This window comes from Tsukamurella sp. 1534 (assembly GCF_000312385.1).
Lineage (GTDB): Bacteria > Actinomycetota > Actinomycetes > Mycobacteriales > Mycobacteriaceae > Tsukamurella.
The window spans coordinates 102,562-116,274 of sequence record NZ_HE997626.1; the positions used below are offsets into that span (position 1 = coordinate 102,562).

General features: G+C 71.2%; 15 protein-coding genes. 2 read left to right on the forward strand and 13 right to left on the reverse strand.

Annotated features, from left to right (window positions below):
• Positions 1–18 precede the first annotated feature (18 nt).
• Complete coding sequence (locus BN39_RS00485) at positions 19–591, reverse strand: hypothetical protein (RefSeq protein ID WP_019200377.1); 573 nt, start codon at positions 589–591, stop codon at positions 19–21.
• 86 nt (positions 592–677) lie between these two features.
• Here BN39_RS00485 and dapD point away from each other — a divergent pair, with 86 nt between their 5' ends.
• On the forward strand, positions 678–1,622 hold the full coding sequence (gene dapD / locus BN39_RS00490) for a 2,3,4,5-tetrahydropyridine-2,6-dicarboxylate N-succinyltransferase (protein ID WP_019200378.1): 945 nt from the start codon (positions 678–680) through the stop codon (positions 1,620–1,622).
• A 10-nt stretch (positions 1,623–1,632) separates the two neighbouring features.
• Here dapD and BN39_RS00495 read toward each other — a convergent pair whose 3' ends face one another.
• The 6 genes from BN39_RS00495 to fdxA all read right to left on the reverse strand — a co-directional run bounded on the left by BN39_RS00495 (position 1,633) and on the right by fdxA (position 5,241).
• Positions 1,633–1,857 carry a hypothetical protein gene (locus tag BN39_RS00495; RefSeq protein WP_019200379.1) on the reverse strand — a complete coding sequence of 75 codons (225 nt, stop codon included), beginning with the start codon at positions 1,855–1,857 and terminating at the stop codon, positions 1,633–1,635.
• Positions 1,858–2,215: 358 nt separating this feature from the next.
• Positions 2,216–2,653, reverse strand: a complete 438-nt coding sequence (locus BN39_RS00500; protein WP_019200380.1) for a hypothetical protein — start codon at positions 2,651–2,653, stop codon at positions 2,216–2,218.
• Entirely contained in the window at positions 2,623–2,907 is a 285-nt protein-coding gene (locus BN39_RS22570) for a hypothetical protein (RefSeq protein WP_081586019.1), read from the reverse strand. The genes BN39_RS00500 and BN39_RS22570 overlap by 31 nt, the downstream gene beginning before the upstream one ends.
• Before the next feature lie 2 nt (positions 2,908–2,909).
• Positions 2,910–3,803 (reverse strand): DUF692 family multinuclear iron-containing protein, encoded by an 894-nt coding sequence (locus BN39_RS00505; protein ID WP_019200381.1) that lies wholly within the window; start codon positions 3,801–3,803, stop codon positions 2,910–2,912.
• Positions 3,803–4,918, reverse strand: a complete 1,116-nt coding sequence (dapC, locus tag BN39_RS00510; protein ID WP_019200382.1) for a succinyldiaminopimelate transaminase — start codon at positions 4,916–4,918, stop codon at positions 3,803–3,805. The genes BN39_RS00505 and dapC overlap by 1 nt, the downstream gene beginning before the upstream one ends.
• Positions 4,915–5,241, reverse strand: a complete 327-nt coding sequence (gene fdxA / locus BN39_RS00515) for a ferredoxin (protein ID WP_019200383.1) — start codon at positions 5,239–5,241, stop codon at positions 4,915–4,917. Before fdxA ends, dapC begins: the two co-directional genes overlap by 4 nt.
• A gap of 110 nt (positions 5,242–5,351) precedes the next feature.
• On the opposite strand from fdxA, the gene BN39_RS00520 reads away from it, so the two are divergent.
• Positions 5,352–6,569 carry a NupC/NupG family nucleoside CNT transporter gene (locus BN39_RS00520; protein ID WP_019200384.1) on the forward strand — a complete coding sequence of 406 codons (1,218 nt, stop codon included), beginning with the start codon at positions 5,352–5,354 and terminating at the stop codon, positions 6,567–6,569.
• Positions 6,570–6,594: 25 nt separating this feature from the next.
• On the opposite strand, the gene BN39_RS00525 is transcribed toward BN39_RS00520, so the two are convergent.
• From BN39_RS00525 to BN39_RS00550, 6 genes are read right to left on the reverse strand one after another with little or no spacing between them, the layout of a single operon-like run.
• Entirely contained in the window at positions 6,595–7,131 is a 537-nt protein-coding gene (locus BN39_RS00525) for a Uma2 family endonuclease (RefSeq protein WP_040765700.1), read from the reverse strand.
• A 39-nt stretch (positions 7,132–7,170) separates the two neighbouring features.
• Positions 7,171–7,941, reverse strand: a complete 771-nt coding sequence (locus tag BN39_RS21950; protein WP_019200386.1) for a hypothetical protein — start codon at positions 7,939–7,941, stop codon at positions 7,171–7,173.
• A complete protein-coding gene (locus BN39_RS00535) occupies positions 7,938–10,490 on the reverse strand; it encodes a bifunctional FO biosynthesis protein CofGH (protein ID WP_237741650.1) in 2,553 nt (850 codons plus the stop codon). The genes BN39_RS21950 and BN39_RS00535 overlap by 4 nt, the downstream gene beginning before the upstream one ends.
• Positions 10,491–10,525: 35 nt before the next feature.
• Positions 10,526–10,876, reverse strand: a complete 351-nt coding sequence (locus BN39_RS00540; RefSeq protein WP_019200388.1) for a hypothetical protein — start codon at positions 10,874–10,876, stop codon at positions 10,526–10,528.
• Entirely contained in the window at positions 10,877–11,791 is a 915-nt protein-coding gene (mshB, locus tag BN39_RS00545) for an N-acetyl-1-D-myo-inositol-2-amino-2-deoxy-alpha-D-glucopyranoside deacetylase (protein WP_040765703.1), read from the reverse strand.
• A complete protein-coding gene (locus tag BN39_RS00550; protein ID WP_019200390.1) occupies positions 11,773–13,635 on the reverse strand; it encodes an ABC transporter family substrate-binding protein in 1,863 nt (620 codons plus the stop codon). The genes mshB and BN39_RS00550 overlap by 19 nt, the downstream gene beginning before the upstream one ends.
• Positions 13,636–13,713: the final 78 nt, after the last annotated feature.

The window sequence follows — 13,713 nt, forward strand, 5'->3', positions numbered from 1 at the left end:
GGCTATCGCCCTCGCACGCTAATGAACCGACTCCGTGTAGACACCCATCCGGTAGTAGTAGGTGCCGGTGACCGGCTGCTCCATGACAGCGGCGCCACGACGGCTCTGCGTCATCACGACTCCGTGCCAGCGCATCGTGCCCCACCGCCAGAACACGGCGGTCTCCCCGCCTGCATAGTCGGCTGCGGGGCACATCTCGGTGACGGTCATCTCCCCCGCGGGGATGGGGAACGTCAGCGACGCCACAGGACACGTTCCAGCCCGGACCTTCTCGCCGCGCGGCCCCGAATCACTGCTGCCCGCCCACGACACCTCGTCGATCCGCCATCGCGTCGACGACCCGAGATCGAGCACGCGGCGGGGTGGCCCGACCTCGCCCGGCGACAGACGTCCACCGACGAAGGAGCACTCGGCACAGTTGTTCTCGCGCGGATCGTCGACGCGATGCCCGCGCGCGGTGTCGACGCCGGTCATCCCCCCCAGAACCAGAAGGCCCGCCACGAGGGCGACGATCACCACACGGCCGCGAACCGGGTGCCGCCGTTCGGCGCACCCCGCACCGGTCACCGACCACTCATCGTCGTCGTGCACACCTCATGAACCTTAGTGAATACATCGCACGGTGTCACCGAACATCCGTCGCCGATGGACGTGGCGCGCCCGGTAGTCTGAGCGACGTGACTGGAGCGAAGGCGTACGGACTGGCAACCCTCACCGACGACGGGACGGTGCTCGACACCTGGTTCCCCGCGCCGGAGCTGACCGACGGCACCGGCACCACCGGCACCGTGCAGGAGCCCGAGGGCGCACCGTCGGAGCTCGCCGCGGCCGCCGGTCCCGACGCCGACCGGAAGGTGCGGGTCGTCGTCGTGCAGACGACGATCGCCGACCTCGCCGCCGCGCCTGTGGACGCGCACGACGTGTACCTGCGGCTGCACCTGCTGAGCCACCGCCTCGTGCAGCCCCACGGGCTGAGCCTGGAGGGCCAGTTCGGCCTGCTCGCCAACGTCGTGTGGACGAACTTCGGCCCCTGCTCCCCCGAGGGCTTCGAGCTGGTGCGTGCCGCCCTGCGTCGGCGCGGGCACGTGACCGTGTACTCCCTGGACAAGTTCCCGCGGATGGTGGACTACGTGCTGCCCACCGGCGTCCGGATCGGCGACGCGGACCGGGTGCGCCTCGGCGCCCACCTCGCCGAGGGCACCACGGTGATGCACGAGGGCTTCGTGAACTTCAACGCCGGCACGCTGGGCACCGCGATGGTCGAGGGCCGCATCTCCGCGGGCGTCGTGATCGGCGACCACTCGGACGTGGGCGGCGGAGCGTCGACCATGGGCACGCTGTCCGGCGGCGGCAAGGAGATCATCTCCCTGGGCGAGCGCTGCCTGCTGGGCGCGAACTCGGGCCTCGGCATCCCGCTCGGCGACGACTGCGTCCTCGAGGCCGGCCTCTACCTGACCGCGGGCACCAAGGTGACCGGTCCCGACGGGACGCAGGTGAAGGCCCGCGACCTGGCCGGCCAGAGCAATCTGCTGTTCCGGCGGAACTCGGTCACGGGCGCGGTCGAGGTGGTGCCGTGGCGGAGCGAGGGCGTCGAGCTCAACGCCGCCCTGCACAAGAACTGACGAGATCCGACTAACCGCACCCGAGCTCGAGGCCGAGGCCGTCGAACGGGTCGTGGGCTCCGTTCTCCGTCGCCTCGCCGGCCTGGACCGACGCCAGCAGGCGCGGCGACGGAACGAGGCAGCCCCCATGCCGCGCGGCGAGCCGCGATTCGATCATCCACAACCCCAGGCCGGCGAGCAGGATCGCTGCCACCAGCGCCAGGACGAGCAGCGGTCGCTTCATGGACTTGTACACCGCTCACCACCTTTACCCGACTGAAGTACCATCACGTTTGCAATAGCGTACATCGCTATAACGCACTATCGGTGTTGTTTCCTTACGGGTAACCACACCGAGCGAGGAGCACGAAACGCGCGGCACCTGCGGTGATGTGAGAGAGCGTTCTCTCTCTTCCGTGACACATCCCACACAACCCACGGACACTCGGTCACTGCGTGCGCTGCACGTTCAGCGGATCTCGGATTCACGTCAACAGATCAACGCGCGCGCACTGCGAGCACGCGCCGCACGCCGCCCGCCACACAGAGCGGCATCGGAAAAAATATATCTGAACAACCGGTCGAATCGGTCGTCGGCGCGGCCTTCGAGCGGCTCAGCCGAACCGGGGCTCCCCCAGTACCCGCCCGGCGACCCGCACGACCGGACGGCCCGAGACCCAGGCGCACCGTCGGGCACCCGACCGCACCGCCTCCAGCCGGACCCAGGCGCGCTGACCGGCGTCGCCGTGCGCATGCAGCCACGCGAGGAAGTCCCGGGCGTCGCGCGCCGAGCAGTCCTCCTTTGCGTGCTCCGCGGCGTAACCGAAGAAGGGAGCAGGCCACTCCGGGACGCCGCGGAGCGGAGGGAAGGCCCGCGCGGCGGCGCCGGACCGCTTGAGGAACAGGACGCGCGACGTGAGTGCCGCCGCATCCGCGTCGAACCCGTCCGGGATCCGTCCCGCGAGCAGGTCCGCGAGGACCTCGCCCTGGCGGTCCCGGAGCCGGTCGCGCGCCGTGGCGGTCAGGATCCGCCCCCGCCGCCACCTCCGCAACCACCACCGCCGCCGCAGCCGCCGCCCCCGCAGGAGCTGCCGCCGCCACAGGAGTGGCCGGAATCGCCTCCCCCGCCGCTGTCTCCCCCGCCGCCGAAGAACCAGGCCGACCCGGTCCCGCCGCCGGTACCCGCGCCGCGCCGGGCGGCCCGCCGCCGGGCCTGCGGCGATCGCTGCGACGACCGGGCACGCACCATGACCACCACGAACAGGCCAAGGACGAGCGCCGGCACCAGGATCACAAGAGCTTCCATCGTCAGCACCTCCTCGTCTCGATCGCGAGAACCTCCCGCAGGCACAGCATCTCGTGCCGGACGGCGGATTCGATCACGGACTCGTCTCGTTCCAGCAACACTCCGGGCAACGCCCCGCCACCTGCGCGGACGCTCCCAAGAGAACGCTGTGAATCCCGCCAGACCGCCAGGAGATCCAGAACTTCCGGGCATATCGGGTCGGCGTGGGTGTCCAGGTACAGCGCACCGTCGAACCTGCCGCCCGCGACGTGCACGTACGCCACCGCCTCGAGCGGATACCGACGCAGCTCGGCGGCCGGGTCCAGCCCCTGCGCGGTGCACGACGCGAACACGTTCGCGATGTCGAGGACCAGGCGGACGCCGGTCCGGGAGACGAGCTCCGCCAGGTAGGCGGGCTCGTCGTAATCGTCCTCGGGCCACGCGAAGAGGGCCGCGATGTTCTCCAGGGCCAGCGGCACGGGCAGCGCCGCCTGCGCCGCCCGGACGTTCTCCACCAGCACGTCGAGGGCCTCGGCCGTGCGCGGGGAGGGCATCAGGTGCCCGGCCTCGAGGACGTCGGCGTGCGGTCCGTCACCGTCGTCCGTGCCGACCGCGCCCGCCCGCACGAACGCGATGTGCTCGCTCACCAGGGGCGCGCCGAACAGCTCTGCGAGGGCTCCCAGGCGGCGCAGGCGGTCCGGGTCGGGCAGATCGGCGCCCGCGAGCCCCAGCGCCACGCCGTGCGGGACCACGGCGACGCCGAGCTCGGCCAGCGCCCACAGGCCGTCGGGAACGTCGTCGGGGTCCACGTTCTCGGCGACCACCTCGGTGAACGCCAGGCGGCCCTCCCGGGCCTCCTCCAGCAGCATCCCGGCGAGCTCCGGCCGCCACGCGGCGGAGACCCCGGCCGCGCGCATCAGGCCAGGCGCTCCGCGGCGGCGGCGATGCGCTCGTCGGTGGCCGTGAGCGCGATCCGGACGTGCCGGGCGCCCTGCGGCCCGTAGAACTCGCCGGGCGCGACGAGGACGCCGCGCTCGGCGAACCAGTCGACGGTGTCCCGGCAGGCCTCGCCGCGCGTGGACCACAGGTACAGGCCCGCCTCGGAGTGATCGACGGTGAACCCGGCGCCCTCCACCGCCGCACGCAGCACCTCGCGGCGAGCGCCGTACCGGGCGCGCTGCTCGGCCTCGTGCTCGTCCACGGACAGCGCGTAGGTCATGGCGGCCTGCACGGGGAACGGCACGATCGCGCCGGCGTGCTTGCGCACGGCGGCGAGGTCTGCCACCAGCGCCGGATCCCCCGCGAAGAACCCCGCTCGGTACGACGCCAGGTTCGAGGTCTTCGACAGCGAGTGGATCGCGAGCAGGCCCGTGGTGTCGCCGTCGCAGACCCGCGGGTCCAGCACCGACACCGGCTCGGCGTCCCAGGCCAGGCCCAGGTAGCACTCGTCCGAGGCCACGATCACGCCCCGCTCGCGGGCCCACTGCACGACCTTGCGCAGATGGTCCACACCGAGCACCTTGCCCGTGGGGTTGGACGGGGAGTTGATGAACAGCAGCGCGGGCCGCTCGGGGCCGAGCTGGGCGGTGCCGTCGGCGCGCACCGGCCGGGCACCGGCGAGCAGCGCGCCCACCTCGTACGTCGGGTACGCGACCTCGGGGATGACCACCGTGTCGCCCGCGCCGAGGCCCAGGCCCGACGGGAGCTGCGCGATGGCCTCCTTGGTCCCGATCACGGGCAGGATCGCGTTCTCCGGCAGGCCGACGGTGCCGTACCTCCGCGACAGCGCCGCGGCGGCCGCCTCCCGCAGCGCGAGCGTGCCGATCGTGGCCGGGTAGCCGGGGAACGCCGAGCCCTCGTACAGGGCCCGGCGGATGGGCTCCGCGACCGGATCGACCGGGGTGCCGACCGAGAGGTCGACGATGCCGCCCGGATGCTCAGCGGCCCGCCGCTTCGCCGCGACCAGGGTGTCCCACGGGAAGTCCGGCAGTCGCGAGGCCAGCGGGGTGCGGGTACGCACCGGGTCCGTCATTCCTCGGTGTTCATGGGAGGCAGCGCCTTGACGAACGGGTGGTCGTAGTCGATCTTGCCGACCTTCGCCGCACCGCCCGGGGAACCGATCTCGTCGAAGAAATCGATGTTGGCGCTCACGTACTCCGACCACTCGTCCGGCACGTCGTCCTCGTAGAAGATGGCCTCGACGGGGCAGACGGGCTCGCACGCACCGCAGTCGACGCACTCATCGGGCTGGATGTACAGCATCCGGTTGCCCTCGTAGATACAGTCGACCGGGCACTCCTCGATACAGGCCTTGTCGAGCACATCCACACAGGGCTCGGCGATGGTGTACGTCACCAGTCATCTCCTTCGGCGTCCACGGCTCTTCGGCACCAGTATTCCGGTCGCGACGGGCGGTTAACAAAGAAGTGTCGCCTAACCTGGCGCGTTCATGATTTCATTCACCCGTGCACGTAATCGTCGGTGTGTTCGGACTCGTCGTCTTCCTCCTGCTCGCGTTCCTCCCCACCAGGGACTTCGGGATGCTCAAGAAGAAGGCCCCCTACATCGTGGGCATGATCGCGATCCAGTTCGTCCTGGGCCTGATCATGCTCAAGACGCCCGTCGGCAAGAACGTCATCGACTGGCTGTCCCGCGGCTTCAAGAACCTGCTGGGGTACGCGCACGAGGGCTCGTCGTTCGTGTTCGGCGGCCTCGTCGACTACAAGACGGACCCGGACGGCACGGGCCCGTTCTTCATGAACGTCCTGCTGCCCATCATCGTGATCTCCTCGCTGATCGGCATCCTGCAGTTCATCAGGCTGCTCCCCCAGATCATCAAGTACCTCGGCCTCGTGCTGTCGAAGGTCACGGGCATGCCGAAGCTGGAGTCCTTCAACGCGGTGAGCTCGGCCATCATCGGGCAGTCCGAGAACTTCATCGCCATCAAGAAGATCCTGCCCACGCTCCCGCCGAACCGCCTGTACACGCTGTCGGCGTCGGCCATGTCCACGGTGTCCATGTCGATCGTCGGCTCGTACATGGTGATGATCCAGCCCCGTTACGTGGTGGCCGCCATCGTGCTCAACCTGTTCGGCGCGTTCATCGTGGTCTCGCTGCTCAACCCGTACGAGGTGGCGCCGGAGGACGACGTGTTCGCCGCCCCGGAGCAGAAGAAGCAGTCCTTCTTCGAGATGCTCGGCGAGTACATCCTGGACGGCGCGAAGGTCGCGCTCACCGTGGCCGCGATGCTGATCGGCTTCGTGGCGCTGCTCGCGCTCGTCAACGGCGTCTTCGCAGCGATCTTCGGCGGCACCACCTTCCAAGACGTCCTGGGGCACGTCTTCGCGCCCCTGGCGTGGCTCACGGGCGTCCCGTGGAGCGAATGCGTGCAGGCGGGCCAGATCATGGCCACCAAGCTGGTGAGCAACGAGTTCGTGGCGATGCTGTCGTTCACCTCGCAGAACCCCGGCGGTGCCGTGGTGATGAGCGAGCGCGCGACCGCGATCGTGCAGACCTTCCTGGTGTCCTTCGCGAACTTCAGCTCGATCGGCATCATCGCCGGCGCGGCGAAGTCCCTCGCACCGGAGCAGGGCGATCAGATCGCCAAGTTCGGCCTGAAGCTGCTGTACGGCGCCACGCTGGTCTCGTTCATCTCGGCGACCGTGGTGGGCCTCATCTCCTGATCGTTCCGGGCCCGGGCGTCGGTCCTCAAGCGAGTGCGTCGATATCCACGCGGAGGTCGAAGGGCACCGTCGTCTCCAGGACGCCCGTGACGACGTCGCCGACGTAGGCGCCGTCCTCCAGACGCAGAGCCTCGACGCTCGGACCGCTGTCGAGATCGACGATCCAGTAGTGCGGGATGCCCGCGTCCGCGTACTCGCTGCGCTTGGTCACCAGATCCTGGCGGCGCGTCCCGGGCGAGAGGATCTCGACCACGAGCAGCACCTGATCGGCGGTGATCCGTGATGCCGAGCTCACCTGTCGGACGACGAGGTCAGGACGACGAACCGTGGGCGGGAACTTCTCCTCGATGACGACGTCCACATCGGGCACGAGCTCGAATTCGTCGGGCAACTGCGGAAACACCTGCATTCCGAGACCGAACCCGGCCTTCTGATGCCGCGGTAGCGGGCTCGGAGACACGATCAGGACCCCCTCTTGAAGCTCCGACCGCCCGACGCTGTCCTCCCCCAAGGCACGCCAGTCGTCCAGCGACATCAAGCCGACTCTCCGAGCTGCGGTCATGCGCCGAGTCTAGCTCCGCCCACCGACACCGATCCGGCGCTACGCCTCGGATTCCGGGTCCACCTCGCGGGCGCCGTCGGACGACGCGGTGCCGGCCAGTACGGCCTCCAGGCCGAGGATCTTGGCGCCGTCGGACGCCCCGGAGTCGACGACGGGCAGCGTCGCGAGCTCGCCCAGGTAGGTGGAGATCGCGCCGATCACGGGCAGCTTGCCCAGGGTGTCGAACGCGGCAGCGGGCCGGGGCCGGGCGTCCAGCGCCGTGCGGGCCGACTTGACGGTGTGGATCGTGTCCCGCACCGCGCCGATCGCGGACCGGACACCGCCGCGCACGCGGTTCGCGGTCTCGCGCACCGGCACCAGGTCCTCGAAGCCGGGGTTCGCCCCCAGCAGCTGACGCGCGTCGATGTGCCGGCGTGCCAGCACGCGCGCCACCAGGTCGATCTGCTCGGGCAGTCGGTCCACGCCGTGCTCCCCCGCGACGCCGACCACCACGATGGTCTGGTTCGCGAAGCCGAGGTACGGCTGCAGCGGCAGCACCCGCGCGATGAAACCCAGGGCGCTGGGCCACGCCACGGCGACGGTGGTCACGGCGCCCACGGGCAGCACCCACCACCGTGAGCGGCCGTCGGCGTCCCGTCGGAGGTAGCCGTTCACCACCGGGATCGGTGTGAGGCCCACGAGGGTGGAGACGATCCTCGCTCCGGCCACGGCGGGCCGGGTGACGGTGACGAACACGCCGACGGTCCGCGCCAGCTCCAGGTCCGTGACCTCGCCGGTGACGGCGCCGCCGCGCGGCTCCAGCGCGTTCACGCGGCACCCCGCTGGGCGTGCGTCGTGGTGCGTTCGGCCGCCGGCCGTCCGATGCCGTTCGCGATCGCGTGCAGCTCCGCCACCGTCTTCTCCGATCCGTGCGACGATCCCGCCATCCGGGAGATCGTCTCCTCCATCAGTGTTCCGCCGAGGTCGTTGGCACCGCCCTGGAGCATCGCCTGCGTCCCCGCCGTGCCCAGTTTCACCCAGGACGTCTGCACGTGCTCGATACGGCCGTGCAGCATGATCCGCGCCAGCGCGTGCACCGCGCGGTTGTCGCGGCGGCTCGGGCCGGGCCGCGCGGCGCCCGCGAGGTACAGCGGCGCGCTCTGGTGCACGAACGGCAGCGGCACGAACTCGGTGAATCCGCCGGTGCGGTCCTGGATGTCGCGCAGCACGTTGAGGTGGGTGACCCAGTGCGCCGGGTTGTCGACGTGGCCGTACATCATCGTCGAGCTGGAACGGACGCCCACCTCGTGCGCGGTGGTCACCACGTCGATCCACGCCGACGTGGGCAGCTTGCCCTTGGTGAGAACCCAGCGGACCTCGTCGTCGAGGATCTCCGCCGCGGTGCCGGGGATGGTGTCGAGGCCCGCCTCGCGGAGCCCGATCAGCCAGTCCCGCACGGATTCACCGGAGCGGGCCGCGCCGTTGACGATCTCCATCGGGCTGAACGCGTGCACGTGCATACCGGGGACGCGCTGCTTGACCGCGCGGACCAGGTCGGCGTAGCCGGTGGACGGCAGGTCCGGGTCGATGCCGCCCTGCATGCAGACCTCGGTGGCGCCCACCTGCCACGCCTCCTCGGCGCGATCGGCGACCTCCTTCATCGAGAGCGTGAACGCGTCGGCGTCGCCCTTGCGCTGCGCGAAGGCGCAGAACCGGCAGCCCGTGTAACAGATGTTGGTGAAGTTGATGTTCCGGTTCACGACGTACGTGACCGTCTCGCCCACCGCGTCCTTGCGGAGCTGATCCGCGAGCGCGACCATCGCCTCCAGGCCGCCGTCCTCCGCGTAGGCCAGTGCGCGGTACTGATCGTCGGAGAGACCGCCGGGGTTCTTCTCCGCCGCGCGCAACGCCGACAGCACATCGGACTCCACCCGCTCGGGAGCGGACAGGGACAGCACCTGCTCGCGCACGGATTCCCAGTCGCCGAAGGCGGATCCGAGGTCGGAGCGGGTATCGGTGTTGCGGCCGTCGGTGTCGATCTCGGTGTTGAGGTCGATGCGTCCCGACGACGCCCAGTCCTCGTCGGGCTCCTGCCACGGCAGCCCGGCCGGCATCGCGTCCGGATCCGCCAGGCCCGTCTCGGCGTCCGCCAGGGCTGCGACGTGCGGCGCCACGCGCGGGTCGATCCACGGATTCCCCGCGCGCACGTACTTCGGCTGCGCCGTGAGCCGCTGGCGCAGCTCGAATCCCGCGTCCGCGGTGATCCGCGCGAGCGCGTCCAGGTCGGGCCAGGGCCGCTCGGGATTCACGTGATCCGGGGTGACCGGCGAGACGCCGCCCCAGTCGTCGACGCCGGCCTCGAGGAGCAGCCGGCACTCCTCGGCGGACACCAGGTTCGGCGGCGCCTGCACCCGCATCGCGGGGCCGAGCACCAGGCGGGTCACGGCGATGGCGGCCCGGTAGGCCTCCAGGTCGGCGTCGGCCACGGACCGCATCGCCGTATCGGGCTTCGCCCGGAAGTTCTGGATGATCACCTCTTGCACGTGGCCGAAGGCCTTGTGCACCTTACGGATGGCCATGATCGACTCGGCGCGTTCACGCTCGTCCTCACCGATGCCGATGAGCAGGCCGGTGGTGAACGGCACGGACAGCCGGCCCGCGTCGGTGAGGGTGCGCAGCCGCACCTCGGGATCCTTGTCCGGCGAGCCGTAGTGCGGCTGCCCCTTCTCGGTGAACAGCCGCTCCGAGGTGGTCTCGAGCATCATGCCCATCGACGGCGCGACGGGCTTGAGCCGCGAGAGCTCCTCCCAGCTCATCACGCCCGGGTTGAGGTGCGGCAGCAGGCCGGTCTCCTCGAGCACGCGGATCGCCATGGCCCGCACGTAGTCGAGCGTCGAGTCGTAGCCGCGCTCGTCGAGCCACACCCGGGCCGCCTCCCAGCGGTCCTCGGGGCGGTCGCCGAGGGTGAACAACGCCTCGTGGCAACCGAGTTCGGCGCCGCGGCGGGCGATGTCGAGGATCTCGTCGGGTTCGAGGTAGGCGCCGTGTCCCTCGGCGGCCAGCTTGCCCGGGACCGTCACGAAGGTGCAGTAGTGGCACCGGTCCCGGCACAGCCGCGTGATCGGGATGAACACCTTCTTCGAGTACGTCACCTGCGGCGTCCCGTCGGCCCCGAGGAGCCCGGCCTCCTGCAGGCCCGCGTCGCGCACCCGCGCGGCGGAGGTGCACAGGTCCGCGAGGTCCTCACCGCGGGCGGCGAGGAGGACCTGCGCCTCGTCCACGTTGAGGGTCGCGCCGTCGCGGGCGCGGCGCAGTGCGCGCCGCATCGCGGAGGCGGTCGGTCGATACGGCTGCGCCGCCTGCTTCGGCACCGAGGGCATCGGCAGCGGAGCGGGAATCGGCTTGGAAGCGTCCGTCACACCCTCGATGATGCCAGGTATCCCGCGGCGGCCGGCATCCCGATTCCGCAAACCACGAGCAGCGGCAGCCGCCAGTCGGTGTACATCACGCTGCCACCGGGCCCGCCGAGCAGGAACGCCACCACCACGACCAGGAATGCGATCACGGGGAGCGCAGCGTGCCAGGGCTCCCCGCCGAGCCGCCGCGCCGCCACGGAGATCGCCGCGAGCAACCCGCCGAACAGCACCGCGGAGGCGGGGAACGGCATCGCTCCGAGGTACAGGTGGAGGTACATGGTGGCGCCCACGGCGCACACCGCTCCGCCGAGGGCGGTGATCACGACGATCACCCGGTCGGCCGGCTCCATCTACGCCACTCCCGCGAACAGGTCCCGCTCCAGCCCGTCCGGGCCCGGAGCGGCGGTGCCGGCGGCGAGGACGAAGGCCTCCTCCGTGAGCACGGGCTGGGCGATGAGATTGGTGAGCGCGAAGGTGTTGCCCGCAGGGGCCACCGCGAGCTGGGTGGCGTGCGCGCGCAGGCCCGCGACCTTCCGGTCCGCGACGCCGGAGACGTCGATGAGCGCGGTGAGCGTGTCGTCGGGGTGGGTCGGCAGCGCCCGGCCGGGCGGCACCTGCCAGCCCTCGGGCAGCGCGATCTCGCCTAGTTCGACCACGGCGTCGTCGATCTGGCCGCGGCCGGCGACGGTCCAGTACAGCTTCTCGACGGCCCACGGGTCGCCCGGCACGTCGCCGCCCGCGGCGGCGGCCACCGCGGCCGTGGTGAGCACGTGCGCGGCGATGTGGTCGGGATGCCCGTACCCGCCGATGGTGTCGTACGTGACGACGACCTGCGGCCGCCGCTCCCGGATGACGTCCACGAGCGCGCGCACCGGCCCGCCGGGCACGGCCTCCCGGTGCTCCGCCGAGGCGAACGCGCGGGGGTGCTCCGCCGCGGGGGTTCCCGCCATGCCGGAGTCCCGCCAGCGGCCCATGCCGCCGAGGAACAGGGGCGTCAGCGTGGGTCCGGCGGGATCGCTCAGCGCGGCGAGGGCGGCGGTGATCTCGCCCACCCGGTACCCGCCGAGCTGATCGGCGTTGTCGGAGGTGAGCTCCGCGAAGCGGGGCTCCATGACCTCGCCCTCCTCGCCCAGGGTGCAGGTCACCACGGTGACCTCCGCGCCCTCTGCGAGGTACTTGGCGATCGTGCCGCCGGTGGTGATGGTCTCGTCGTCGGGGTGCGCGTGCACCAGCAACAGCCTGCGCGTCACTTCGTGCGCTCCCATCGTTCGACTCCACCGAAGACGCCCACCGACAGCGGGCCGCCCAGGCTCACGCCCTGCACCGAGGGTCCCATGGCGGCCAGGGACACGTCCTGCAGGATCGGCAGCACGGTGGCGCGCTTCCACAGTTCGGCGTCGATCGCGGACAGGTCGATGGGGCCGCCGCGCAGTCCGTCGGCGGCGAGGCCCTGCAACTCGGCGTCGCACAGCCCGGAGAGGTTGCCGCCCACCGTCGTCGCGGAGGGGTCGTTCTCGAGATCCGGGGTGGACGTGGGGGTCGCCGACGCGCGGTCGGATTCGGACGACGGTGGCGGCGGGCACTCGACCCGGCCGGCGAACCGTTCCACGGGGGTGGGCCCGACGCCGGTCCAGTTCACCACCGCGTCGACCGAGCCGTCGAGCAGCGCGGTTCCGGTGAGCACGTTCGATTCGAGCGGCACGACGGATGCGAACACGCCCATCGAGCGCAGCTGATCCGTGGCGTTGCTGGCGACCGCGAACGCCTCCTGGCTGTCCCGGGGCACGCCGATCCGGAGGAACATGGGCACGCCGTCCCGCACGAACTGCTGCACGTTCTCTCCCGGCGAGGGCGACGGCGGCACGGGCAGGCCCGAGGCGTCGGTGCTGGGGGCCGCGGTGGTGGTCGGTGCGCTCGCCGGAGTCGGCGGCGTGGGCGGCGGGCTCTGGCTGGGCGGGATCGGCGCGTTCTGCACCGAGTAGCCGGCACCGGCCAGGGCCTGTTCGAGCCGTGCCTTGGCGTCCGCGGGCGCGGCCGGCGCGGGCATGGTGGGCGCGTAGCCGGGATCCGACGGTGCGAGCACCTGGGCCCGCGCGGGGCGCACCGTGTCGCCCCCGGACCCGACGGTGGTGAGCAGGTCCACGTTGAGCGCGTCCAGCAGGGCCCGGCGCACCGCGACGTCGCTGAGGAACTTCGAGCGGGTGTTCAGCGTCATCGACAGCATGCGCGGGTCCACCTGTTCGGCGGCCTTCACCTGGTAGATCGAGGTCAACTGCGCCAGCAGCGACGGTCCGCCGTGCATGGACACCACCTGCACGTCACCCGTGCGCACGGAGTTCGCGAGCTGCGCGTCGCCGCCGCCCTTGCGGAGCACGATGCGCTCCACCCGGGACGGGGTCATCCAGTAGCGGTCATTGCGTTCGAGGGTCACCTCGTCGCGGGCGATGTCGACCTTCTTGACCAGGTACCCGCCGCCCGAGGCCGGGATCCGGTCGCGCATCGCCCCGTTGAAGCCGCCGGGCGAGCCCTTGATCAGGTGGCTGGGCAGCAGGTTCTGGAACAGGGTGCGCCAGTTGGGCAGCGGGGATTTGAGGGTGACGATCACCTGTTTGCCGCCCGCGCCGGAGGCGACCGACTCGATCTGCCGGTACGGCGCCGAGCCGACGGTGTCGGGGGCGGTGATCATCGACTGCCACAGGTAGACGAAGTCCTCGGCCGCGATGGGCGCACCGTCGGACCACTGCGCGTCCTGCCGGATGGTGTACGCGATCTGCAGGGGCGCCGGCTGTTCGACGGTGGGTACCAGATCCGTGTTCTGCGCCAGCACGATCTTCCCGTCGGGGTCCTTGACCTCGCGGAACGGGCTGGGCAGCGTCATGGCCGCGAGGGCCCGCGCCGCGGAGGACGAGTTCGACGCCAGGTGCGGGTTGAAGCCCGCACCCAGCGTGTCGATCGCCACCTGCACCGTCGCGCCGGATACGACGGGCGGCTGCGGCGGCGCGGACGTCTCCGACCCCGGGACCGCCGGCGGCGGGGAGGCGACGCAGCCCGTGAGGACGCCGGCCAGAAGGGCCGACGTCACCGTCAGGCCCACCGACTTCCGCCGCACCGGCGCTCCCTTCTGCCCGTTCCTCCCCGGCTTCGGGGAACCGTCACCACCGTAGCCGCGACCGTCGGTCGCGCCGCG

Bases quoted from the DNA above. Each gene is read 5' to 3' on its own strand.
- mshB (WP_040765703.1), bottom strand. From the start codon at position 11,791: ATGGGAGCGCACGAAGTGACGCGCAGGCTGTTGCTGGTGCACGCGCAC.
- BN39_RS00535 (WP_237741650.1), bottom strand. From the start codon at position 10,490: ATGCCCTCGGTGCCGAAGCAGGCGGCGCAGCCGTATCGACCGACCGCC.
- BN39_RS00525 (WP_040765700.1), bottom strand. From the start codon at position 7,131: ATGACCGCAGCTCGGAGAGTCGGCTTGATGTCGCTGGACGACTGGCGT.
- dapC (WP_019200382.1), bottom strand. From the start codon at position 4,918: ATGACGGACCCGGTGCGTACCCGCACCCCGCTGGCCTCGCGACTGCCG.
- BN39_RS22570 (WP_081586019.1), bottom strand. From the start codon at position 2,907: ATGGAAGCTCTTGTGATCCTGGTGCCGGCGCTCGTCCTTGGCCTGTTC.
- BN39_RS00540 (WP_019200388.1), bottom strand. From the start codon at position 10,876: ATGGAGCCGGCCGACCGGGTGATCGTCGTGATCACCGCCCTCGGCGGA.
- BN39_RS00505 (WP_019200381.1), bottom strand. From the start codon at position 3,803: ATGCGCGCGGCCGGGGTCTCCGCCGCGTGGCGGCCGGAGCTCGCCGGG.